We start from the raw sequence: 23,142 nt of genomic DNA, 5'->3' as shown, positions 1-23,142 counted from the left end.
GCACGTGCCTGATACGCCCGTGGTCCGCCGCAGACCACGGAGGGAACGGGCCCGTCCCCATCACCTGGAGGTACCCGTGAACAGCGCCGACGGATGGGGAGACGACGTCTACCAGCCCGATGGATCCGACATCCAGGACGACGCGGGACTGCTCGACGCGGAGGACACCCTGGAGAACGACGGTGTCGCTGACCCGCTCGACCGGGGCTGGTCGCCACCCGACCGCCCCTGGGCGGTGGAGCACACCGGTGTGACGGCCGCCGAGCGCCGACAGGGCGAGACACTGGACCAGCGGCTCGCCGAGGAACTGCCCGACCCGGTCGAGCTCGACAGCGACGACATCGGCGATATTGACGGCACCGACGGGGAACTCCTCGACGACGAGGTCGGCGCGGCCCGCTCCGGCCGTCTCGTGGCACCCGACGAGGGAGCGCACGAGGACGAGGAGAGTGCCCTCGTCGCCACGGACGTGGGCATCGACGGCGCGGCCGCCTCCGCCGAGGAGGCCGCGATGCACATCGTCGACGGCGACGCCCTGTCCGGCTGACCCCGCCGGCCCCGCGCCGCCGGCCGCCCGGCCGGTGCCGCACAAGGAGGATCCATGCAGCAGGACAAGCAGCCCGACTACCACCCGGTCGTCTTCCGCGACCGCTCCGCCGGCTACGCCTTTCTCACCCGGTCCACCGCCACCAGTGACCGCACCATCGAGTGGGACGACGGTGAGACCTACCCCGTCGTGGACGTGGAGATCTCCTCGGAGAGCCACCCCTTCTACACCGGCAAGGCCCGCACGGTGGACTCGGAGGGCCGCATCGCCCAGTTCGAACGGCGCTACGGCAGCGGAGCAACGGGCAAGGGGACAGACGGGCCGTGACCGCCTGCGGCTGACACCGATGAGGCCAATGAGGCCAACGACAACCGCCGTGATTCCTGAGGCACAGCGGATCGCAGCGGCCGGGCGTGCGGCCTCGCTGATTCCAGCGGAGGCCAGGCATGAGGTCTCGCCGCCGGCAGCCGTCTGCGGCGAGGCCCAGCCGATGAAGCCGACGGCCGCGAGTCGTGAGACCCCACGGACGACGGCGACGAGTCCCGCACCCAGGCCGACCCGGCTGCGGACCAGGCAGGCGGCCGCGCGGCCCGGCCCGCTCAGATGAAGTTGAGAGCCGCCGCGCAGCCCACTCCCCCGAGCAGCATGAACGCCGGCATCAGGACCTTCAGCTCGACCCAGCTGCCCGCCCGGAACCGCATGACCTTCGGCGGGCCGATCGGGTACCACCTCTTGCGGCCCACCGGGATCGGCCACAGGATCGGGCAGCCGGAGACCGTCAGCGCGTCCCCGATGTCGTGCACCAGCGCGCCCAGCACCACCGGCAGCCCAAGCCACAGGTACTCCTGGCCCGGCTGCGTGAACAGCCAGTGCGCGCCGTTGCCCGGTTTGTCGAGGACGCCGGCGAGGATCCACGCACTGGTCGCGGCCAGCAGCCAGACCAGGACATCGGCGCTGGAGCCACGGGTCGCCCGCCACAACAGGCCCTCGATGGCCAGCACTATGTGGACGAAGAGGATCGCCAGCACGGCCCAGCGGCCCCCGGTGATCGCCGCCACCGAGGAGCCCGCGCCGATCAGGACGGCCCACAGCCAGGTGTGCGTGAGTGTGCGGTGCCCGCCGGAGCGGCGCGGGTCGCCCTGCTTCCTCGTGGTCTTGTAGACGGCGTAGGAGAGCTTGTCGACGATCTCGCACAGCCCCCGCGAGATCGGACCGAAGGCCCGCGAGATGGTGGCGGCCTTGTGGTCGAGGTCCGGGGCGAGTGCGGCGCCGGCGCAGATCAGGGCCCCGACGAGAAGTACCGGCCAGGGCATCGTGTGCCCGGTGGCGGCGGCCGCCGCTCCGACGCCGAGCCAGGCGGCGGCCCCCGACAGTGAGTGCGCTGGTCCCATCATCGCCGCTGCCCGCCCCATTCCTCGTGTGCCGCTGTCCAGTTGACCGGGAGCGCTGACGCTCCGCCGGCGACACAGCGTAGCGTTCGCGATCTTCGTGCCCGCAGCCGATTCCCCTATAGGCGAGGAGGGCAGGCAAGATGGGTGGGTGACCCTCATCGATCAGCTGCCGCCGACCGCCGACCCAGACGCCCTCTACGAAGCCTTCGAGTCGTGGGCCGAGGAGCGCGGTCTCACGCTCTACTCGCACCAGGAGGAGGCGCTGATCGAGGTGGTCTCCGGTGCGAACGTGATCGTCTCCACGCCCACCGGCTCCGGCAAGAGCATGATCGCGGCGGGCGCCCACTTCGCGGCTCTCGCCCGTGACGAGGTCACCTTCTACACGGCACCGATCAAGGCACTCGTGTCGGAGAAGTTCTTCGAGCTGTGCAAGCTCTTCGGCACGGAGAACGTCGGCATGCTGACCGGTGACGCGTCCGTCAACGCCGACGCCCCGGTGATCTGCTGCACCGCCGAGGTGCTCGCGTCCATCGCGCTGCGGGACGGCAAGCACGCGGACGTCGGCCAGGTCGTGATGGACGAGTTCCACTTCTACGCGGAGGCCGATCGCGGCTGGGCCTGGCAGATCCCGATCCTGGAGCTGCCGCAGGCGCAGTTCGTCCTGATGTCGGCCACCCTCGGCGATGTCTCGATGTTCGAGAAGGATCTGACCCGGCGCACCGGCCGCCCGACGTCGGTGGTCCGCTCGGCGACCCGCCCCGTGCCGCTGTCCTACGAGTACAAACTCACGCCGCTCACCGAGACGCTGACCGAGTTGCTGGAGACCAAGCAGGCACCGGTCTACATCGTGCACTTCACGCAGGCGCAGGCCGTGGAGCGGGCGCAGGCGCTGATGAGCATCAACATGTGCACGCGCCAGGAGAAGGACCAGATCGCCGAGCTGATCGGCAACTTCCGCTTCACCACCAAGTTCGGCCGCAACCTCTCCCGTTACGTCCGGCACGGCATCGGCGTCCATCACGCCGGCATGCTGCCCAAGTACCGCCGCCTGGTGGAGAAGCTCGCGCAGGCCGGTCTGCTGAAGGTCATCTGCGGCACGGACACGCTCGGTGTCGGTGTCAACGTGCCCATCCGGACCGTGCTGTTCACCGCGCTGGCCAAGTACGACGGCACCCGGGTGCGCACGCTGCGGGCCCGTGAGTTCCACCAGATCGCCGGTCGTGCCGGACGGGCGGGCTTCGACACGGCCGGCTTTGTGGTGGCTCAGGCCCCCGAGCACGTCATCGAGAACGAGAAGGCGCTGAACAAGGCCGGCGACGACCCGAAGAAGCGCCGCAAGGTCGTACGGAAGAAGGCGCCCGAGGGCTTCGTCGGGTGGACGGAGAACACCTTCGAGAAGCTGATCACCTCCGAGCCGGAGCCTCTCACCTCCCGCTTCCGCGTGACGCACACGATGCTGCTGTCGGTGATCGCCCGGCCCGGCAACGCCTTCGAGGCTATGCGGCACCTCCTGGAGGACAACCACGAGCCGCGCAAGCAGCAGCTGAGGCACATTCGCCGCGCGATCGCCATCTACCGCTCGCTGCTGGACGGCGGCATCGTCGAAAAGCTCGACGAGCCGGACGCCGAGGGCCGCGTCGTCCGGCTCACGGTCGACCTCCAGCAGGACTTCGCGCTCAACCAGCCGCTGTCCACGTTCGCGCTCGCCGCGTTCGAACTTCTCGACCCCGAGTCGCCGTCCTACGCCCTGGACATGGTGTCCGTCGTCGAGTCCACGCTCGACGACCCCCGGCAGATCCTCGCCGCCCAGCAGAACAAGGCACGTGGCGAGGCGGTGGCCGCGATGAAGGCGGACGGCGTCGAGTACGAGGAGCGCATGGAGCGCCTCCAGGACGTCAGCTACCCGAAACCGCTGGAGGAGCTTCTCTTCCACGCGTACAACACCTACCGCAAGAGTCACCCGTGGGTGGGGGACCATCCGCTGTCCCCGAAGTCCGTCGTCCGTGACATGTACGAACGGGCCATGTCGTTCACGGAGTTGGTCTCCTTCTACGAGCTGGCCCGCACCGAGGGCATTGTGCTGCGCTACCTCGCCGGCGCCTACAAGGCCCTGGACCACACTGTCCCGGACGACCTCAAGTCCGAGGATCTGCAGGATCTGATCGAGTGGCTGGGCGAGATGGTGCGCCAGGTCGACTCCAGCCTGCTGGACGAGTGGGAGCAGCTCGCCAACCCCGAGGAGATGACCGCGGAGGAGGCCCAGGAGAAGGCCGACGAGGTCAAGCCGGTCACCACCAACGCGCGGGCTTTCCGCGTCCTCGTCCGCAACGCCATGTTCCGCCGCGTCGAGCTCGCCGCCCTGGACCAGGTCGAGGAGCTCGGCGAGATGGACGCGGACTCCGGCTGGGACGCCGAGGCCTGGGGCGAGGCGATGGACAAGTACTGGGACGAGTACGACGACCTCGGCACCGGACCCGACGCCCGCGGCCCGAAGCTGCTGCTGATCGAGGAGGAGCCGCAGCACGGCCTGTGGCGCGTGCGCCAGATCTTCGACGACCCGAACGACGACCATGACTGGGGCATCAGCGCGGAGGTGGACCTCGCGGCCTCCGACGCCGAGGGCCGTGCGATCGTACGTGTCACCGACGTCGGCCAGCTGTGAGCACAGGAGAATCCCACCCATGACGACGAACCCGGCCGAGAGGCTCGTCGACCTGCTCGACCTGGAGCAGATCGAGGTCAACATCTTCCGCGGCCGCAGCCCGCAGGAGTCCCTGCAGCGTGTGTTCGGCGGCCAGGTGGCCGGCCAGGCACTGGTCGCCGCGGGCCGTACCACGGAGGGCGACCGGCCGGTGCACTCGCTGCACGCGTACTTCCTGCGTCCGGGCCGGCCCGGGGTGCCGATCGTGTACCAGGTCGAGCGGGTGCGGGACGGCCGGTCCTTCACGACGCGCCGGGTCACCGGCGTACAGCAGGGACGCACGATCTTCAATCTCACCGCTTCCTTTCACAAGCCTGAACAGGGGAGTTTCGAGCACCAGTTGCCGCAGGCCCGCAAGGTCCCGGACCCGGAGTCCCTGCCGACGGTCTCGGACGAGATCCGGGAGCATCTGGGCGCGCTGCCCGAGCAGTTGGAGCGGATGGCCCGGCGCCAGCCCTTCGACATCCGCTATGTGGACCGGCTGCGGTGGAGCGCCGAGGAGATCAAGGACGCCGAACCGCGCAGCGCGGTGTGGATGCGCGCGGTCGGGCCGCTGGGCGATGACCCGTTGGTGCACACCTGCGCGCTGACCTACGCCAGCGACATGACGCTGCTGGACGCCGTCCGCATCCCGGTCGAACCTCTGTGGGGTCCGCGGGGGTTCGACATGGCGTCGCTGGACCACGCCATGTGGTTCCACCGGCCGTTCCGCGCGGACGAGTGGTTCCTCTATGACCAGGAGTCCCCGATCGCGACAGGCGGGCGAGGGCTGGCCCGCGGCCGGATCTACGACCTGGAGGGCCGACTGCTCGTGTCGGTCGTCCAGGAGGGGCTGTTCAGGGCGTTGTAGGCAGGGGTTTGCCACGGCGCAGCCAGCCCAGCCGTTTGCGGGGCGGCTGCGGCTTCCCGGACACGGGCGCGGTACGCGGCGTCTCGACGGACGGGTCCTGGTGTGCCACGGCCGGGGCCGGTTGTGCCGTGGGATGCGGACGGGGCGCAGGTCGATGCTCGCGCGCCTCTTCCAGCGTCCGGGCCAGGTCGGCCCTCAGCCAACCGATCTCGTCAGGGTCGTCCGCCGTCATGATCCGCTCGGCCAGGTGCGCGGCGGGTGAACCCGGGGTGCCGTGGGTGGGTGGCCCGGGCCGGAAGCGGTTCAGATGCGAGCGTTCGTAGGGGTCCGGGACGAGTTCCGCGATCTGGAGCGGGTCGAGGAAGGCGGCCACGGCACCGGCCTGTTCCCACGGGTCCTCGGCCTGCCGCAGCAGGAATCCGAGGTGTCGGCCGCGCCAGTTGCGGGGGCGCAGATCCAGGCCGGCCTCCAACTGGCCCCGTAGCCCTTCGGGCATACGGGCCTTCAGCAGGCGGGAGTTCTTCTCGTCGGCCGCGAACTGCCCTAGTTCCTCGGCCAGATACTGCCAGACCACCGTTCGGTACCGGTTCAGATAGAAGGTCACCGGCACCACCAGTCCCAGGCGGGCCAGGCGGGTGAACCTGCCTGGAGGCACCTCCATGACGGCCGCGCCTTCAGTGGCTCCCACGGCTTTCACCCGCCTCCGCAGGGAATCGGGGAAGCCTTCGCCCGCACTCAGCCGGTCGATCTCGGAGCGGGGCACACGTCGGCCGCCGCCTTCGTCGGGCAGGGTGCGGATGTGGCCGAGGTGCACGGCGAGATCGAACTCACCTCGCCTCAGGCCCAGTTCGCGGGCGGCGCGGCTGGGCGCGCAGGAGAGGAGGTGCGGTGTGGTGGTGGTGTCGGTCGGCATGGCCGGTCTCCCCCGTGGAGTCAGTGCTCACGCTGTGTGCGCTCGCCGTGACAAAAACCGTAACCGGTCGGGCGGACATCGCGGCGAGCCTGTGGATAACTCTGCGGAGTATGACGAACCTGCAGGTCAGAGCTCTGTGGACGGGCTTCGCTCGGGCTGCCGGGCGTCCACCGCGAGATGCTCGCCGACCCGGTTGACGAGCAGAGTCATCTCGTAGGCGATCAGGCCGATGTCGGCCTCCGCGCCGCTGAGTACGCACAGGCAGCTGCCGGTACCCGCGGCGGTGACGAACAGCACCGCGTCGTCGAACTCGACCATGGTCTGCCGTACCCGGCCCGCTCCGAAGTGCCGTCCCGAGCCCTTGGCCAGGCTGTGCAGTCCGGACGAGACGGCGGCGAGGTGCTCCGCGTCCTCGCGGCGCAGTCCCGTGCTCGCCCCCGTCACCAGCCCGTCGTTGGACAGGACCAGAGCGTGCCGCACGTGTTCCACGCGTTCGGTCAGGTCGTCCAGCAGCCAGCCAAGTCCCTGGTTCTGCGCCATGGTGCTCGTCTCCCCGTGTGATGTCTCCTCCCTGGCCGGAGGATCTCTCTCCGTCAGCCTTCCCCACGTCCGGCGCGCGAGCAAGGAGGATGGGCACATGGCACAGAACATGACCGACACCGAATGGCGGGAGTTCGTCTCCCGCGGCACACGCACCGGAAAGCTGTCGACCGTACGGGCCGACGGCGGCCCGCACATCGCACCGATCTGGTTTCTGCTCGACGGGGACGACGTGGTGTTCAACACCGGCAAGAGCACGGTGAAGGGGCGCAATCTGGTCCGGGACGGCCGAGTGGCGCTGTGCGTCGACGACGACCGGCCGCCCTTCGACTTCGTCGTACTCCAGGGCCGCGCCCGGATCACGGAGGATCCCGACGAGCTCCGGCACTGGGCCGCGCGTATCGGGGCGCGGTACATGGGTGAGGACCGGGCCGAGGAGTTCGGGGCCCGCAATGGCGTCCCGGGTGAGCTCCTCGTCCGCTTCAAGATCGACAAGGTTCTGGCGCAGAAGGCGGTCGCCGACTGAGGGCGGCCTGCGGACCTCGTCAGTGAGGTCAACCCACCGAGTCGAGCAGCCGGGCGGTGTGCATCCGCCCGGCGTACTCGACCAGCCGGATCAGCACCTCCTTCCCCGAGTCGCGGTCACGGGCGTCACAGAGCACCACGGGCGTGCCCTGGTCGAGATCCAGGGCACGTGAGACATCGCCGGCGCCGTAGGACCGGGCACCCGTGAAGCAGTTGACGGCCACCACGAACGGGATGTGCCGGTGCTCGAAGTAGTCCACCGCGGGGAAGCAGTCCTCCAGGCGGCGCGTGTCGGCGAGGACCACCGCGCCGAGGGCTCCCTGCGACAGTTCGTCCCACAGGAACCAGAAGCGGTCCTGGCCCGGTGTGCCGAACAGGTAGAGGGACAGCCCTGAGCGGATGGTGATCCGCCCGAAGTCCATGGCGACCGTCGTGGTGACCTTCTGGTCCACGCCCTCGGTGTCGTCGACCAACTGTCCGGCCTCGCTGAGCAGTTCCTCGGTGCGCAGGGGGCGGATCTCACTGACGGCGCCGACCAGGGTCGTCTTGCCCACGCCGAAACCGCCGGCGACCAGTATCTTCAACGCCAGGGCGGTCGTCTCGCCGTCCTGGTCGTCGGAGTGCTCGGAGACCATCGATCACTTCTCTCGGGAGGGCCGGCAAGGGTCGACGTCGGGGAGTGGGTGCCGCGTACGGGCGGATCGTCCGCGCACGTCCTCGGTACGTCGATGTGACGTCAGCATGATGGCAACGGCCGCTCCCCTCCGAGGCGCTTCGACCGCTATGTGCCCCATCTGACCGACTCGTGGCCATGTTGTGTGCGGAAGAGCGCACGAGTGGGCACGGCTCGGGACCGGGTGGCTGCGCGCGTTCATCACAGGGCCCGCAACCCTTCGATCACCTCGCGCAGAATCCGTTCGTCGGGAAGGTGCGCGGGCGGCACGGGACGGCTGACGGTGACCCGGCCGAGTTCCAGGAGATCGCCGAGGAGGACTCTGATCACGCCCACGGGCAGGTCCGCGTCCGCGGCCAGTTCCGCGACGGACTGCGTCTCGGCACGGCACAGGTCGACGAGGACGCGGTGTTCCGGACCGAGCGCGGTGTCGTCGTCGAAGCCGGGCGCGCCCGGGTCGAGGGTGACGAGGGCGATCAGGTCGAAGCGCACCCCGGTGGGACCGGGTGTGGTGCGTCCTCCGGTCATGGCGTACGGCCGCACCAAGGGCCCGGCTTCCCCGTCGTACCACTGGCTGCCCTGCTCGTGCGGGGCACCGGTCAGGTCCTCGGTCATGTGCGTGCACCGCCTTCTCGGTCATCCGGCGGAGGGAGGCCGGGCGTCGACGCGCGGCGGCGTGTACAGGTGCTCGCCGACGCGTTTGACCAGCCGCGCCATCTCGTAGGCGACCAGACCGATGTCCGCCGTCGCCGTGGTGAGGACGGCGAGGCAGGAGCCGTCGCCCGCGGCGGCCACGAAGAGGAAGCCGTCGTCCATCTCCACCATGGTCTGGCGCACCCCGCCTGCGCCGAAGTGCCGGCCCGCGCCCTTGGCCAGGCTGTGGAAGCCGGAGGCCACGGCGGCGAGGTGCTCGGCGTCCTCGCGGCGGAGGTCGGTCGAGGCGCCCACGGCGAGGCCGTCGTTGGACAGCACCACCGCGTGCCGCACCTCGCTCACGCGCACTACCAAGTCGTCCAGCAGCCAGTCGAGTTCGCCGGACCTCCCCCACTCTCGGCTTCGCTCGAGCGGGGGGAGCCCCCCGGCGGCTCTCATGCTCGGGTCCTGGATCATGCGGGATCTCCTTCGCTGCTGTCGCTGCCCGCTGGGGAATCTGGGGTGGCACCGCGGCCGGGCTGCCTGCCGCCGCCCCGAGCCCACCCGTCGCGGTACGCCGTCATGCGGTGCCGTACGAGTTCGGGGGTGCGCCGGTCGTCGGTGCGGGGGGCGGATGTCCGCACCGGCTCCTCGGCGGGGCGCTCACGCAGTTGGGGGGCGAGATGCGCCTGGCGTACCCGCCGGGGAAGGTCGTCACCGTCCTCCGGGGAGTCGTCGGAGTCCTCCCGCGAGTCATCGGAGCAGTCGCCCGGCGGGCGGTGCACACGAAGGGTGGTGACTCCGGAAGGCGCGTCGTCAGCCGCGCTCCGGGCAGTGCGGGCTTCTGTCATGTTCCCGGCCTCGGCCGTGTTCCGGGTTTCGGCTGTATTCCGGGCCTCGGCCGTGTTCCGGGTTTCCGCCGTTCCGCGGGCGGATGCCGGTGCGGGAGCCACCAGTGCGGGCCGGTCGGCCGACGCCGGGACGGACTCCTGGTGCTGCGCGGCGGCGGGCACGCGCGCGTACTCGTGTTCCGAGTGCCGTTCCGCGTCCGCCGTCCTGCGGGGGGAACCTTCCGTCGCTCCTGAGTGCAGCAGAGCCGTCGGCAGCAGGACGACGGCTGTGGTGCCGCCGTAGGGCGAGGGTCGCAGGTGCACCTTGATGTCATGCCGCGCGGCGAGCCTGCTGACCACGAAGAGGCCCAGTTGATCGCTGTCGAACAGGTCGAGGGCCTCGGACTGCTCGATGCGCCGGTTGGCCTCGGCAAGCGTCTCCCTCCCCATGCCCAGCCCCCGGTCCTCGACCTCGACGGCGTAGCCGTTGCCGACGGGCTCGCCGGTGATCCGCACACGCGTGTGAGGCGGCGAGAACTGGGCGGCGTTCTCGATGATCTCCGCGAGGAGGTGGGTGAGGTCGGCGACGGCCGCACCGACGATCGACGCGTCGGGCAGTTGGCGCACCTCCACGCGCGCGTAGTCCTCGACTTCGGAGACGGCCGCACGGACCACGTTGGTCAGCGAGACCGGCATGCGCCAGGCGCGGCCGGGCGCCGCGCCGGAGAGGATGATCAGGCTCTCTGCGTGGCGCCGCATCCGGGTGGTGAGGTGGTCGAGCCGGAAGAGGTCGCTCAGTTCGTTCGGGTCGTCGGAGCGACGCTCCATGCTGTCGAGAAGGCTGAGCTGGCGGTGGACGAGAACCTGGCTGCGGCGGGCGAGGTTGACGAAGACCCCGGAGATGCCGCTGGCGAGTTCGGCGCGCTCGACAGCGGCCCTGAGGGCGGCGCGGTGCACGGTGCCGAGGGCCTCGGCGACCTGCCCCGTCTCGTCCTCGGCGGGCGGTCCGGTCGGGGCCTCGGCCCGGACGTCGATCTCCTCGCCTGAGCGCAGTTTCCGCATGGCCTCGGGAAGTTTGCGGCGGGCGATCTCCAGCGCACCGTTGCGAAGGCTCACCAGCTCGACGACCAGGCCGCGGCCGATGCGTACGGAGATCACGAGAGAGGCGGCGACGGCTACGAGGCCGAGGAGGACGGCGGCGCCGGCCGGGGTGAGCAGCCCGCGGGTGAACGGGTCGGCGCGGTCGGCGGCCTCCCGTCCGGCCTCCTCCTCGATCGTCCGCATGCCGTCCTGCACGCGCGCGTGCGCCGCTTCCCAGGTGGCCTGCGGCACCACGTCGACAGCACGGGTGCCCGGGCCCTCAGCGATGACCTTGTCCTCGGTGGTGCCCACGGTGGCGTACGCGCTGCCGTCGGCGAGGCCGCGCCAGGCCGCTCGTTCGGAACCGCGCAGGTCGATTACGGCGGCGGCGGTCAGGGCACGGCGGGTCTCGACGGCACCGGTGAACAGCCGCAGGCGCTCGCCCGACAGTCCGCCGGCCAGGTGCGCGCTGCCCAGGACGACGTCCTCCTGCGCCAACGCCTCACCCGCACGCGAGAACTCGAGCAGCACACGCGCGTCGGAGCCGAGTTCGGCGTCCTGGATGCCGGTCAGGGCTCCCCCGACGCCGAAGGCGCCGGCGATGGCTGTCGTGTACCGCCCGTACGTCTCGTTCCAGCTCACCCGGTGGGCCAGTACGGCGCTGCGCAGTGCGGGCAGCCGCTCGGCGCCGGTGACGAAGGACTCGAGCCGCTGGGACACCCCGGTGGGCAGCTCCTCGCTGTCGGCGATGGTGTCGTCGTCGCCGAGACGCAGTTTGGCCACGGCACTGTCGGTACGCCGGGCGAGCTGCTTCAGGTCGGCGTTCTGCCCCGCCGACGGGTCGGTCGCGTAGCGGACGGCCGCCGCACGCTCGGTCTGGAGGGCGGTCACGGCATCGGCGACGGGGGTCCGGATCGCGGAGTCCACGCGCTGCAGTTGCCGGAGCCGGGAGACGTCCTGGGCGGTGGTGACCGTGGCGTACGCCCACAGGGCGAGCAGGGACACGACCGGCACCATCAGCAGGCAGACGATCTTGGCTCGCACCGTCCGCGGTCGGACGCGCCAGCTTCCCCCGCGCGCGGGTATCTCGTCCGGTATCGCACCCGCGGGTTCGTCGGGGTGTTCGTCGGCGGGCGGTCCGGCGTGCGCGCGGCGGCCGCGTACGGGAGGCGGGGGCGGCGTCTCGGCGCCGGTTGTGGGGGTCCTACGCGGTGTACGCATGGCCTCCTCGCTCGGGGAGTGGTCGGGGGCTTGCCGTCCGCGCGGTGGCGGTCCGGGATGCCGCTGGGTGGGCCGCTAGAGAGCCGCGTTCTCGACCTGCTGCTGGGCCGAGGCGGATGCCCGGCGCTCCCCCGTGGTCGGCGACAGCGCGACGAAGGCCGAGGTCAGGAAGAGGTAGGACCCGAGGCCGACGGCGAGGGGGAAGATGAACTGCATCGCCGTGGCCCCGGGCAGAGCGGCACCGGAGGGCACCACGCGCACACTGACCGCGAACATTCCGGTGTAGTGCATGCTGCTCACCGCCGCTCCCATGATCAGGGAGGCGATGGTGACCGCGACGGGTGACTTGATGTTGAGCCCCGCCCAGAGGGCCGCCGTCGCAGCGACGACCGCGATCAGGACGGAGAGACCGACGAGCACCGGGTCGTACGAGACGTCACCGTGCAGGCGTACCGCAGCCATGCCCAGGTAGTGCATGCTCGCCACGCCGACACCGGTGGTGAGCCCGCCGAGGAAGAGAGCGCGGGTGCGGTCGCGGCTGTAGCCGACGGCGAAGACGCCGGCGCAGACGACCACCATGGCGACCAGCAGGCTCCCGATCGTGAGCGGCACGTCGTAGCGGATCTCGGTGCCGCTGACGCTGAAGCCGAGCATGGCCACGAAGTGCATGGTCCAGATGCCGGTGCCGATCGCGGAGGCCGCGGTGATCAGCCAGTTCCGTCGCGACCGGCCGGTGGCGCCGAGCGCGCGGACAGTGCAGCGCAGCCCGAGAGCGGCGCCTATGCAAGCCATCACGTATGACAGCGCGGGGGTCAGCCACCCCAGGGCGGCGTGGTCCAGGTGTCCCATGGCTCCGGGACGCTAGTCCGGGCAGGTGCGCACAAAGGGGGCACAGTTCGAAAAGTGGTGGAACATGACACAGAGATGCACCTGAACGATCGCATCACGCTCGAACATGCACACAGGAGCGCTCATCCCTGTCGGTGAGGAATCATGCGGAACATGAGCGACGACCACACACGCGTGCAGGAGTTCTTCACCACCCGCGCCGCTGACTGGGACAGCCGGTTCCCCGATGACACTCCCGCCTATGCCGCCGCGGTCGCCCAGTCCGGGCTGCGTGAGGGCGACCGCGTGCTCGACGCCGGCTGCGGCACGGGACGCGCCCTGACGCCGCTACGGGCAGCCGTGGGGCCCTCGGGAGTGGTCCTGGGCGCCGATCTGACTCCCGCCATGCTCCAGGCCGCCGTGCGGGCCGGGCGGGACCGCGACGGGCGGTTGCTGCTCGCCGACGTGACCACGCTGCCGCTGCGCTCGGAGTCACTCGACGCCGTGTTCGGCGCGGGCCTCGTCTCCCATTTGCCTCATCCTGCCGAGAACCTGCGGGAGTTGGCGCGCGTGGTGCGCCCCGGCGGCTCACTGGCGCTGTTCCACCCCATTGGCAGGGCCGCGCTGGCCGCACGTCAGGGCCGGCAGATCACCCCGGACGACCTGCGCGCCGAGCGCAATCTACGGCCTCTCCTGACCCGTTCGGGGTGGCGCATGACCTCGTACGTCGACGAGGACGACCGGTTCCTGGCCCTGGCCGTACGCGAGGGCTGACCTGCGCGGCCTGTCCGGACTCAGTCGGGGACGACCGAGCTGTTCGGTGGCGCGCCGGCAATCCCCGCCGTGTGGCGTCCGCCGGGGCGGCGACAGCCGGAGGGCTCGTCGGCACGTCCGGACCGCAGCCGGACCCGCTCCTTCGACCTGCACGAGACGCTTCATCGCCCCCTCCCCCTTCTGTCGCCGGAGCTCCAACTCTACGTTGAGCAGCAGGAGATGCACGTTCGGTCAGGACAACCACACAGGGGGAAGGCGGTCAGCATGTTCGGCAGGGTCCGCAAGTCCGGTGCCAGAGTCCTCGACGTCCTGCGCGCCGAGGCGAAGGCCGATGGCGAGGTTCGCTCACACAACCTGTTCGAGGCAGCGGCCGCCTATGTCTCGGCCTGCGCGGAGGACGACCAGGAGCAGATCGACGAGGCCGCGGGCTGGGTGTCCCCGGAGGCGCTGTCGTTCGGGGTGAACGAGTTGGCGTGCCGGGCCGTGATCGCGCTGGCACGGGAGCGGGACGAGTCGCCTCGGGCGGTGGCACGGGCGCTTCTGGGGCTTCCGGCGGCCTGACGTAAGGGTGGCGCATGGTCGATTCGCCCCGTCCGGTCGGAAAACTGCAGCTCCGGGTGGGTCGGGGAGCCGCAGCGCGCAGCGGGGGCGTCGTGACAAGCGCCTTCCGGGCGCACTAGGGTGCGCCCGGTTGGATGAAGCGATGGGGAGGCTGGGATGGCCGGGACGGATGAGGATGCCGTCGCCGCCGCGGAGGACGCGCTCTATGTGCTGACGGCGGTGCTGCTGACGCCGGCGAAGTTCCCGAGCGTGCTGGGCGACGACTATCCGGAGGCCTGTGCGACGCTCGGCCTCGCACCGTTGGCCGACGGGTACGGCCTGGTGCTCGGCCAGGACGGCGACGGGGCCAGATGGACGGTCGTCGTCGACGACGTGTCGTTGGTCGCCGTCGCCATCGCGTCCTGGGACTGCGGCATGGAGCACGACCTGTCGCCCGACGAGCGCACAGTGGTCGCCGCGCTGCCCGGCTGGCCCCTGGCGGTCGCTGTGGCGGCCCCAGGCGTACCGGAGCCGCACGATCCGGATCCCGAGATCGCGGACCGTGCCCCGCTGGCACCGCCGGACACCTCCGTCTGGGGGCCGGCCCAGCGGCGGCTGGGGGCCGACGAGATCGCGCTCCAGTGGGCGACCTGGCGGGCGCGGCTCGACGACGCGAACCCGGGCCCCGCCGGCGGTGACGTCGAGAACGGCGCGTCCTCCGGCGCTCCTGAGGAGGGCGCCGTCGCCGGGGACCCCGGAAACGGACGGGGTTCGACGCCGCAAGGCGTGACTTTGGGCAGCCACAACGGCATCCGGCGCGTCCTCGCGGAGGCCCGCGCGTATGTGGACGCGCCACCGCCGCTCGGCCGCGTCCGGTCGTCCTTCGCCCCCGGGGACGCACGGACCCTGCGGGCCGACGGCCCCGGCTGGTCGCTGGTGGCCAGGACCGACGACATCGCGTTCGTGCTGCTGGACGACGAGCCCGGCGAGGTTCTGCCGGTGGGCCGGGGGCCGGAACTGCCGGGTCTTCTGGAGGCACTGGACAAGATCGCCGTACGTCCGCTCTGAGGCCGTAGGGGCGGCGCACGCATCAGGGCCTGCACTGAGGCCGCACGGGGGGGGCCGCACCCGTCCAGGGCTGCCCTGGGGCCGTACGGGCGGCGCACGCGCCCCGAGGTCGTACGACAGCCACGGGGGCCGGCCACGGTCGGCCTACGTCCGCTCGCGGACCATGCCCTCGGCGGGCCCGCGAGCGGTCATGCGGTCGGTTTGAGTGCGTCGGTGGCCGGCTTCAGCGACACGGTCGGTCCGTCCGGGCCTGTTCGGTACGGTGTCAGCGGCCGAGCTCCTTGCGGGTCACACGGCGCAGCCTGCGCCGCTGCGAGGGGTCCAGCGTGAGATAAGCGGCTGCCGGGACTCCCAGGATTATCAGGAGTGAGGCCCACCAGGGCAGCCAGATCAGCAGGATCAGCCCGACCGCCACACCCCCTGCGGCGATCTTCGCGTTCTTCGACATGTGCGTCGCCTCCTTCGCGGCCACTGCCGCTCTCTGTCCAGAAGAACGGGTTCGCGTCTCCCACGGTTCCGGAACGCGACCCTGAGACATCCCCTAGATGTGCCCCTGCTCGGCGCGCAGGGGCTCGCCCACCTCGTGCATATGGCGCAGGGCCTGCCGATAGGAGTCGACGAGCCCGGTCTCCGCGTAGGGGATACCCAATTCCCTGCAGTGGGCGCGCACAAGAGGCTGGACGAGTCGCAGATGCGGGCGGGGCATGCTGGGGAAGAGGTGATGCTCGATCTGGTAGTTGAGACCGCCGAGAAACCAGTCGGTCAGGAGACCGCCACGGATGTTCCGCGAGGTGAGCACCTGGCGGCGCAGGTGGCCCCACGGTTCGCCACTCACGTCCGGCATCTCCATGCCCTTGTGGTTGGGCGCGAAGGACAGCCCCAGATGCAGACCGAAGAGGGCCTGATGAAGGGCGGCGAACGCCAGAGCCTTGCCGGGTGACATGGACGTCAGCAGCAGCGCCGCATAGCCGGCGACATGGATCACCAGGAGCACGGCCTCCACGGACCGCTCCTCGGGCGACTGCCGGCGCAGGTCCTTGAAGCCCTGGATCTTCAGGGCCACCCCTTCGAGGAGGGTGAGCGGGAAGAACAGCCAGGCCTGGCGTTGGGTGAGCCAGCGCCGGAAGCCGGTCCGCTCCTTCGCCTGCTCGCCGGTGAAGACAAGGACGTCGGCGGCGACATCAGGGTCCTTGTCGATGTGGTTGGGATTGGCGTGGTGGCGGTTGTGCTTGTGGTTCCACCAGGAATAGCTCATCCCGAGGAGCAGGTTGCCGTGGATCAGGCCGATGAGACGGCCGGCCGCCTTGCCGCCGGTGATCTGGGCGTGGCCGGCGTCGTGGCCTATGAAGGCCGTGCGCGCGCAGAGCACGGCGAGCACGGGCGCGAGGAGCAGCGTCCACCAGGTGTCGCCGAGCAGGACGACGCCCGCGGCGACGCCGGCCAGGGCGAACGCGTTGAGGGCGATGACGCGCGCGTACCAGCCGTACCGGCGTTCCAGCAGTGCCTGGCTCTTGACCACGCGCATGAGAGGCGTGAACTCGCTCCCGCCGGGCGGCGGGCCGGGCGTGTCCCGTCGGCGGACTGCGACGACTGGCGTGGTCTGGGACATGTCGGAACTCCCGCTCGCTTGAGGAAACGCGCTGACCTCAGCAAACGTACGGATCGATGACATGCCGCGACCATGAGGACACCACCCGTGTGCGTGCGGGGGTCAGCACCGGGCGGGACGGGGGCTGACAACACCTCCCGCAAGGAAGTGACGCAGGTCACATCCCGGTGATGCCGGGCGTTCCGTCGGCGTGCTGTACCCTCGGCGACTCCGAGTTCAGTAGTCAAATTTGAGGAATATGGCATCGCTGTGCAGAGCTTTCCCTCGGCATCACCGTCCCGCCTCTCCCAACTGGGCCGCCTGCTGCGCCTTTTCGTGCCGGGCGACCCGGCCCGCACCGGCACCCGCGCCTTCTGGCGCCCGGATGGTGTCGCCCCGCCGGTCGTCGCGTCGGTGTGTTGTCACGGGTGTGGTGCGCCGGCAGAACGGTGCGCCCGGGTACGCGGAGCTCACCTTCCCGTGGGCGATCCGTCGCGATCGGCCGACGGACACCCTCCGTCAGAACACGGAACATCGCGGCAGGGCCAACGGGGCACTGTGACATCGAGGTTCATGACCAAGGCCGACACCAAGCCGGCAGCTGAGTTCACATCCACTTCGCCCTGCACCGAGGCGGGGCAGGCGCTGTTCTCCCAGTCCCGCAGCGAGATTCCGGAAGCCCGCCTGCCGGGCGCCGACACCGACGCCTGTCCATAGTTCGCGGTCGGCAGCAGCCGGAAACAGCCTCAAGCCCACACTCCACCCGCTGTCCCGAGGAGCCTCCTGTTGTCGCAGGTCAACGATCCCGCCGCGTGCCAGGTCGCATGGGAACAAGCCCACGTGTCCGCTCTGTACGAGTTGCTCACCAAGCGACTCTCCGAGGCACAGGCCCGTTTGGCAGACGTACTCAAGGCCCCCGCCGAGAGCGCGAGCGAGGCGCACGAACGAGAAGTCGCCGCTGAACGACTGGCGAAGGAGGTCCGTCGGCTGGAAGGAGCCGAGAACGGGCTGGTCTTCGGTCGGATCGACCTGGTGGACGGCACCGCCTTGCGTATTGGACGGCTGGGTCTGCAAACGGACGAGGACGACCTGCCCCTACTGGTGGACTGGCGTGCGAGGGCGGCGCGGCCCTTCTACGAAGCCACGCCGGTCCACCCGATGGGCCTGCGGCGCCGTCGGCACCTGCGCATGGAGGAGCACACGGTGGTCGCCGTGAGCGACGAGTTGCTGGACGGCTCCGCTCCCGCGGCCGGAGATGTCCTCGGTGACGGCCCCCTGATGGAGGCCCTTTCAGCGCGGCGTACGGGTCGGATGCAGGCGGCGGTCGCGACGCTCCAGGCCGAGCAGGACGAGATCGTCCGCTCCGCACACCGTGGGGTGTCAGTGGTCCAGGGCGGCCCCGGCACCGGCAAGACGGTGGTCGCCCTGCACCGGGCGGCATATGTTCTGTACGCGTTCCCGCGCGCGGCCGAGCAAGGTGTCCTGGTGGTCGGTCCGAACGCGCGGTTCCTCGATTACATCTCGGAGGTTCTGCCCTCACTCGGCGAGAACGACATCGTCCTGGCAACGTGCCAGGATCTGGCTGGAGTCTCGCCGGACAGGGCGGAGCGGCTCGATGTGGCGCGCCTCAAGGGCAGCGCGGCGCTCGCCGACGCACTGGCTGACCTGGTGCGTAGTCACCAGGCTCCGGATGGCGGATTTTCCCTGCGGATCGGACATGAATCGGTTCGCCTCGATGACGAGGTTGTGGCCTCGGCGCGAGACGCCGCCGTGGCGACCGGGCTTGGGCACAACCCCGCGCGCCGGGTGTTCAAAGAACTCCTGGTCGACGCCGTCACCGACGCGCTGGAACGCAGCACGGGCGACATCCTGGACCAGATCGATGCCGAGGTCGCCGAGCTGACAGGCGCGGACCTCGACCGTGCGACGGCAGCCGACCTGCGCCACCTCGGTTACGATGACGCGGCTGCCACGGGACCGGCCGACGAGTTCGACGCAGACGCCGTCCGGGCCGGCCTCCTGGACGACAGCCACGTCGACCGCACGGTGGAAACGCTGTGGCCGCGACTGGTGCCCGGCGAACTCGTGCGGGCCCTCCTTGCACACCCTGACGCTCTCGCGGAGCACCTGCCCCAGCTGACCGATGACGAACGGGCATGCCTGCTGCACGACTCGGACGACTCGTGGACCGATGCCGATATTCCTCTGCTGGACGAGGCGGCAAGCCTGATAGACGGCCCGCCACAGCGCACATACGGGCACGTCGTCGTCGATGAAGCACAAGAACTGACCGCCATGCAATGGCGGATGATCGTACGGCGATGCCCGGGCAAGGCGATGACGCTGGTGGGCGACTTCGCCCAGGCGGGCCCAGCCACGACAGCGCGCGACTGGAAGGAGGCGCTGAGCCCCCATGTCGGCCCGCGGTTCAACCTCCACACCCTGACCATCAGTTACCGCACCACACAGGAGATCTTGGAGACCACCCGAGACCTCCTCGTCCGGATTGCTCCAGAACAGACGCCGACCCGGTCCCTGCGCCGCGGTGAGACTCCTCGCATCGTGGCGGCGCGGCCAGACGCTCTTGTCGCCACCGTCGCCCGGGAACTGCAGACTCAGACCGCCGCGTACCCGGGCGAACTCCTCGGCGTGATCTGCGCTGAAGTGAGGCTGGATCAGCTGACCTCCGCAGGGATCGCAGAGCACGCGCTCATCGTGCCGGCGTCCGAAGCGCGCGGGCTGGAGTTCGACGAGGTCGTCGTCGTGAGTCCCGAGGAGATCATCACAGCCCGCCCCGGCGGGGAGAAAGACCTGTATGTAGCTCTGACTCGGGCCACCAAGAGGCTCTGCACGGTCACTGTCCAGCCCGTGTGAGGGATCACCACAGCGCCGGCCACAACCTCCCCACGGCGACATCGTCGCCCTCGCTCCCGACAGCCGGCTGAGCGCCATGCGCGCGACCGGGGGCATGGCAACTCCAGCGGGTTCCGGTTCGGCGACTACCGGGGACCCGGAGTTCCCGGTGACGCGCCCTGGGGAAGTTGGTCGGCCAGTGACGGGATCAGCGATTCAAGGCCACTCGGAAGATCGCTCGGAAAGCCGCTCGGCAGCTCGGTCGGGAATCGCGACGGCAGGTCGCTGGGCACCTCGGTCGGCAGGCTGAAGGAGGGTGCGGGAGAACGACTCGTACCGGCGCTGCTCTCGGGCGGCGGCTTCTTGTCCGGCGAGTCGTCACTTCCCGCCACCATGAGGGCCACCACGGCGACGGCCACGGCCGCGATGATCACGGCCAGCAGCATGTAGAGCGGGCCGCGGCGCCTTTTCGGGCCGCCCGGGTCACCGGTCGGGCTCATCGGCTGAGTCGGATACGGACCGCCGTACGGAGGCGGCCCGTCGTGGCCGTAGGCCTGAGGGGGTGATCCAGGAGGTGGCCCGGGCGGTGGTCCAGGCGGTGGTCCGAAACCCCCGCCCTGCGGCGGGGTGTCATCCGGTGGTCCGGGCGGCTGAGGAGGTACCGGCGGCATGCCCATACCGTCCAGAGTCACCCGGAGCCGGTGATGTCGCGGCTCCCGCGCGGAAGTTGGTACGGGCTCATGCCAGGGACCGCATGATTCCGGAACATTCCGCGCGGGGCGCCTCGAAGACCTCTCGAAGATCACTGCGGGAACGAGCGCACGCGCGCGTGCATGCGTTCAGCCGCGGGCTCCCAGCAGGTGGTCCATCGCCAGCTGGTCGAGCCGCTCGAAGGCCATCCCGCGCGCGGCGGCCGTCTCGACGTCGAACTCCTCGAAGGCCGAACGGTCCGCGAGCAGTGCCTTGAGGCCGTCGGCAGCGGTGGGCTGTGCCAGTTCGTCGAGCCGGGAGGCGCGCAGGGCTTCCTGGACCTCCGGGTCCGCGCGGAAGGCGGCCGCACGGTCCTTGAGGATGAGGTAGTTGCGCATGCAGCCGGCGGCCGACGCCCACACGCCGTCGAGGTCCTCTGTACGAGGCGGCTTGAAGTCGAAGTGACGCGGGCCCTCGTAACCGGCGCTCTCCAGGAGGTCGACCAGCCAGAAGGCGGCACGCAGGTCGCCGGCGCCGAAGCGCAGGTCCTGGTCGTACTTGATGCCGGACTGGCCGTTGAGGTCGATGTGGAAGAGCTTGCCCGCCCACAGGGCCTGCGCGATGCCGTGCGGGAAGTTCAGCCCGGCCATCTGCTCGTGGCCGACCTCGGGGTTGACGCCGTACAGCTCGGGGCGCTCCAGGCGCTCGATGAACGCCAGGGCGTGGCCGACGGTGGGCAGCAGGATGTCGCCGCGCGGCTCGTTGGGCTTGGGCTCGATCGCGAACTTCAGGTCGTAGCCCTGCTCGGTGACGTACTCGCCGAGCAGGTCGAAGGCCTCCTTCATACGGTCGAGGGCGACGCGTACGTCCTTGGCTCCGCCGGACTCGGCGCCCTCCCGGCCGCCCCAGGCGACGTAGGTCCTGGCGCCGAGCTCGGCCGCAAGGTCGATGTTGCGGATCGTCTTGCGCAGGGCGTAGCGGCGCACGTCGCGGTCGTTGGCGGTGAACGCGCCGTCCTTGAAGACGGGGTGCGTGAAGAGGTTGGTGGTGGCCATCGGCACCTTCATGCCGGTCGCGTCGAGAGCCTCACGGAAACGCTTGATGTGCGCCTCGCGCTCGGTGTCGGAGGACCCGAAGGGGATCAGGTCGTCGTCGTGGAAGGTCACGCCGTGCGCGCCGAGCTCAGCCAGGCGCTGCACCGACTCGACCGGGTCGAGGGCACGGCGCGTGGCGTCGCCGAACGGGTCCCTTCCCTGCCAGCCGACGGTCCACAGGCCGAAGGTGAACCTGTCCTCGGGGGTGGGCTGGTAGTTCATGCCGCGGCTCCTTGCGTGCTCGATCTATTTCGTCATGGCCGTTTACAAATTAGTATGCGAACGCATCTCTGGGAAGACAGACCCCGCAGAGCCGCGGAAAAACTTAGGAGAGCCCGATGTCAGCAGCCGAGGGTCCGCTCGTCGTCGGTGTGGACACGTCCACACAGTCCACCAAGGCCCTGGTAGTCGACGCGTCGACCGGACAGGTGGTGGCCGGCGGGCAGGCACCGCACACCGTGACCTCCGGGGCCGGCCGCGAGAGCGACCCGCGCCAGTGGTGGGACGCCCTGTGCGAAGCTCTGAACCAGTGCGGGGACGCGGCGCGTGAGGCGGCCGCGGTCTCGATCGGCGGGCAGCAGCACGGCCTGGTCACGCTGGACGCACAGGGGGAGCCGGTACGCCCGGCCCTGCTGTGGAACGACGTGCGCTCGGCGCCGCAGGCCCGTCGGCTCACCGAGGAACTGGGCGGCGCGAAGTTCTGGGCCGAACGCACCGGGTCCGTCCCGGCCGCGTCGTTCACCGTCACCAAATGGGCTTGGCTGGCCGAGAACGAGCCGGAGGCACTGCGCGCCGTCAAGGCCGTACGGCTGCCCCACGACTACCTCACCGAGCGGCTCACCGGGCAGGGCACCACCGACCGGGGCGACGCCTCCGGGACCGGCTGGTGGGCATCGGCTACGGAGTCGTACGACACCGACATCCTCGCCCACGTGGGGCTCGACCCGGCGCTGCTGCCCCGCGTGGTCCGCCCGGGCGAGGTGGCCGGGACCGTGCGGGACAGCCATGACCTGCCGTTCGCCAAGGGCACCCTGGTCGCCCCCGGTACTGGTGACAACGCCGCCGCCGCGCTCGGCCTGGGCCTGCGTCCCGGCACCGCGGTGATGAGCCTCGGTACCTCGGGCACGGTCTACGCGGTGTCCGAGCGGCGCCCCACCGACCCGACCGGCACAGTGGCGGGCTTCGCCGACGCCCACGGCGACTGGCTGCCCCTGGCGTGCACCCTGAACTGCACGCTCGCCGTCGACCGCATCGCCACCCTCGTGGGCCTCGACCGTGAGGCCGTGGAACCCACCTCAGGTGTCACCCTGCTGCCCTACCTGGACGGCGAGCGCACCCCGAACCTGCCGAACGCCTCGGGCCTGCTGCACGGCCTGCGCCACGACACCACCGGCGGCCAGCTGCTGCAGGCCGCGTACGACGGCGCCGTCCACGCACTGCTCGGCGCACTGGACCTGGTCCTCGACGAGGACGCCGACCGCTCGACCCCGCTGCTCCTGATCGGCGGCGGCGCCCGGGGCACGGCCTGGCAGCAGACCGTACGACGGCTGTCCGGGCGTCCCGTCCAGGTGCCCGAGGCCAAGGAACTGGTCGCGCTCGGCGCGGCGGCCCAGGCGGCGGGCCTGCTGACCGGCGAGGACCCGGCCGCCGTCGCCCGGCGCTGGAACACGGCCACCGGGCCCGTGCTCGACGCCGTGCAGCGGGACGAGGCGGCCCTGGCCAGGATCTCCGGGGTACTCTCCGACGCGGCCCCGCTGCTGGAGCGAGGGACGGACCCGAGCTGACGGACACCTTGCGCGGCAC

At 70.5% G+C, this 23,142-nt stretch carries 23 protein-coding genes; 11 read left to right on the top strand and 12 right to left on the bottom strand.

Annotation, left to right across the window (positions count from 1 at the left end; all coding sequences use genetic code 11):
• Positions 1-76: 76 nt before the first annotated feature.
• Positions 77-547 (top strand): DUF5709 domain-containing protein, encoded by a 471-nt coding sequence (locus ACIBK3_RS19785; RefSeq protein WP_399366995.1) that lies wholly within the window; start codon positions 77-79, stop codon positions 545-547.
• A gap of 54 nt (positions 548-601) precedes the next feature.
• A complete protein-coding gene (locus tag ACIBK3_RS19780) occupies positions 602-874 on the top strand; it encodes a type B 50S ribosomal protein L31 (protein WP_399366993.1) in 273 nt (90 codons plus the stop codon).
• Between the two features lie 272 nt (positions 875-1,146).
• Here ACIBK3_RS19780 and ACIBK3_RS19775 read toward each other — a convergent pair whose 3' ends face one another.
• A complete protein-coding gene (locus ACIBK3_RS19775) occupies positions 1,147-1,941 on the bottom strand; it encodes a metal-dependent hydrolase (protein WP_399366991.1) in 795 nt (264 codons plus the stop codon).
• 145 nt (positions 1,942-2,086) lie between these two features.
• Between ACIBK3_RS19775 and ACIBK3_RS19770 the strand changes: the two genes are divergently transcribed.
• Both ACIBK3_RS19770 and ACIBK3_RS19765 read left to right on the top strand, forming a co-directional pair.
• Entirely contained in the window at positions 2,087-4,600 is a 2,514-nt protein-coding gene (locus ACIBK3_RS19770; protein ID WP_399366989.1) for a DUF3516 domain-containing protein, read from the top strand.
• Between the two features lie 19 nt (positions 4,601-4,619).
• Positions 4,620-5,489, top strand: coding sequence for an acyl-CoA thioesterase (locus tag ACIBK3_RS19765; protein ID WP_399366987.1), 870 nt, complete (start codon positions 4,620-4,622; stop codon positions 5,487-5,489).
• Here ACIBK3_RS19765 and ACIBK3_RS19760 read toward each other — a convergent pair.
• Together ACIBK3_RS19760 and ACIBK3_RS19755 are read right to left on the bottom strand one after the other, a co-directional pair.
• Positions 5,476-6,402 (bottom strand): DUF6397 family protein, encoded by a 927-nt coding sequence (locus tag ACIBK3_RS19760; RefSeq protein WP_399366985.1) that lies wholly within the window; start codon positions 6,400-6,402, stop codon positions 5,476-5,478. The two genes, ACIBK3_RS19765 and ACIBK3_RS19760, sit on opposite strands and share 14 nt — an antisense overlap.
• Before the next feature lie 126 nt (positions 6,403-6,528).
• Positions 6,529-6,942, bottom strand: a complete 414-nt coding sequence (locus tag ACIBK3_RS19755; RefSeq protein ID WP_399366983.1) for a roadblock/LC7 domain-containing protein — start codon at positions 6,940-6,942, stop codon at positions 6,529-6,531.
• Positions 6,943-7,039: 97 nt separating this feature from the next.
• Between ACIBK3_RS19755 and ACIBK3_RS19750 the strand changes: the two genes are divergently transcribed.
• The gene (locus ACIBK3_RS19750) at positions 7,040-7,468 is read left to right on the top strand and encodes a PPOX class F420-dependent oxidoreductase (protein ID WP_399366981.1); all 429 of its coding nucleotides are present in this window, start codon (positions 7,040-7,042) and stop codon (positions 7,466-7,468) included.
• Between the two features lie 28 nt (positions 7,469-7,496).
• Here the strand turns inward: ACIBK3_RS19750 and ACIBK3_RS19745 are convergent, their stop codons facing one another.
• The 5 genes from ACIBK3_RS19745 to ACIBK3_RS19725 form a co-directional block, all read right to left on the bottom strand.
• Positions 7,497-8,102, bottom strand: a complete 606-nt coding sequence (locus ACIBK3_RS19745; protein WP_399366979.1) for a GTP-binding protein — start codon at positions 8,100-8,102, stop codon at positions 7,497-7,499.
• Between the two features lie 239 nt (positions 8,103-8,341).
• Positions 8,342-8,755 carry a DUF742 domain-containing protein gene (locus ACIBK3_RS19740; protein ID WP_399366977.1) on the bottom strand — a complete coding sequence of 138 codons (414 nt, stop codon included), beginning with the start codon at positions 8,753-8,755 and terminating at the stop codon, positions 8,342-8,344.
• Positions 8,756-8,776: 21 nt separating this feature from the next.
• Entirely contained in the window at positions 8,777-9,250 is a 474-nt protein-coding gene (locus ACIBK3_RS19735) for a roadblock/LC7 domain-containing protein (protein ID WP_399366975.1), read from the bottom strand.
• A complete protein-coding gene (locus ACIBK3_RS19730) occupies positions 9,247-11,904 on the bottom strand; it encodes a nitrate- and nitrite sensing domain-containing protein (RefSeq protein ID WP_399366973.1) in 2,658 nt (885 codons plus the stop codon). The genes ACIBK3_RS19735 and ACIBK3_RS19730 overlap by 4 nt, the downstream gene beginning before the upstream one ends.
• A 75-nt stretch (positions 11,905-11,979) precedes the next feature.
• Positions 11,980-12,753 (bottom strand): MHYT domain-containing protein, encoded by a 774-nt coding sequence (locus ACIBK3_RS19725; RefSeq protein ID WP_399366971.1) that lies wholly within the window; start codon positions 12,751-12,753, stop codon positions 11,980-11,982.
• A 153-nt stretch (positions 12,754-12,906) separates the two neighbouring features.
• Here ACIBK3_RS19725 and ACIBK3_RS19720 point away from each other — a divergent pair, with 153 nt between their 5' ends.
• The 3 genes from ACIBK3_RS19720 (at position 12,907) to ACIBK3_RS19710 (ending at position 15,114) form a co-directional block, all read left to right on the top strand.
• Positions 12,907-13,506: a class I SAM-dependent methyltransferase gene (locus ACIBK3_RS19720; RefSeq protein ID WP_399366969.1), complete on the top strand. Its 600-nt coding sequence runs from the start codon at positions 12,907-12,909 to the stop codon at positions 13,504-13,506.
• 264 nt (positions 13,507-13,770) lie between these two features.
• Positions 13,771-14,067, top strand: a complete 297-nt coding sequence (locus tag ACIBK3_RS19715) for a hypothetical protein (RefSeq protein WP_399366967.1) — start codon at positions 13,771-13,773, stop codon at positions 14,065-14,067.
• A 156-nt stretch (positions 14,068-14,223) separates the two neighbouring features.
• Positions 14,224-15,114: a hypothetical protein gene (locus tag ACIBK3_RS19710; protein WP_399366965.1), complete on the top strand. Its 891-nt coding sequence runs from the start codon at positions 14,224-14,226 to the stop codon at positions 15,112-15,114.
• A gap of 265 nt (positions 15,115-15,379) precedes the next feature.
• Here the strand turns inward: ACIBK3_RS19710 and ACIBK3_RS19705 are convergent, their stop codons facing one another.
• Together ACIBK3_RS19705 and ACIBK3_RS19700 are read right to left on the bottom strand one after the other, a co-directional pair.
• Positions 15,380-15,562: a hypothetical protein gene (locus ACIBK3_RS19705; RefSeq protein ID WP_399366964.1), complete on the bottom strand. Its 183-nt coding sequence runs from the start codon at positions 15,560-15,562 to the stop codon at positions 15,380-15,382.
• Positions 15,563-15,655: 93 nt separating this feature from the next.
• The gene (locus ACIBK3_RS19700) at positions 15,656-16,723 is read right to left on the bottom strand and encodes a fatty acid desaturase family protein (protein ID WP_399366962.1); all 1,068 of its coding nucleotides are present in this window, start codon (positions 16,721-16,723) and stop codon (positions 15,656-15,658) included.
• A gap of 552 nt (positions 16,724-17,275) precedes the next feature.
• On the opposite strand from ACIBK3_RS19700, the gene ACIBK3_RS19695 reads away from it, so the two are divergent.
• Positions 17,276-17,419, top strand: a complete 144-nt coding sequence (locus ACIBK3_RS19695; protein ID WP_399366959.1) for a hypothetical protein — start codon at positions 17,276-17,278, stop codon at positions 17,417-17,419.
• A 69-nt stretch (positions 17,420-17,488) separates the two neighbouring features.
• Entirely contained in the window at positions 17,489-19,576 is a 2,088-nt protein-coding gene (locus tag ACIBK3_RS19690; protein WP_399366958.1) for a HelD family protein, read from the top strand.
• Positions 19,577-19,701: 125 nt separating this feature from the next.
• Here the strand turns inward: ACIBK3_RS19690 and ACIBK3_RS19685 are convergent, their stop codons facing one another.
• On the bottom strand, positions 19,702-20,055 hold the full coding sequence (locus ACIBK3_RS19685) for a hypothetical protein (RefSeq protein ID WP_399366956.1): 354 nt from the start codon (positions 20,053-20,055) through the stop codon (positions 19,702-19,704).
• A gap of 339 nt (positions 20,056-20,394) precedes the next feature.
• Entirely contained in the window at positions 20,395-21,561 is a 1,167-nt protein-coding gene (xylA, locus tag ACIBK3_RS19680; protein WP_399366954.1) for a xylose isomerase, read from the bottom strand.
• 116 nt (positions 21,562-21,677) lie between these two features.
• Here xylA and xylB point away from each other — a divergent pair, with 116 nt between their 5' ends.
• Positions 21,678-23,123 (top strand): xylulokinase, encoded by a 1,446-nt coding sequence (gene xylB, locus ACIBK3_RS19675; RefSeq protein WP_399366951.1) that lies wholly within the window; start codon positions 21,678-21,680, stop codon positions 23,121-23,123.
• Positions 23,124-23,142: the final 19 nt, after the last annotated feature.

Source organism: Streptomyces sp. NPDC050287 (assembly GCF_044459385.1).
GTDB lineage: Bacteria > Actinomycetota > Actinomycetes > Streptomycetales > Streptomycetaceae > Streptomyces.
The sequence above is the reverse complement of the archived record's forward strand: the minus strand, read 5'-3'. Positions and strand labels throughout refer to the sequence as shown.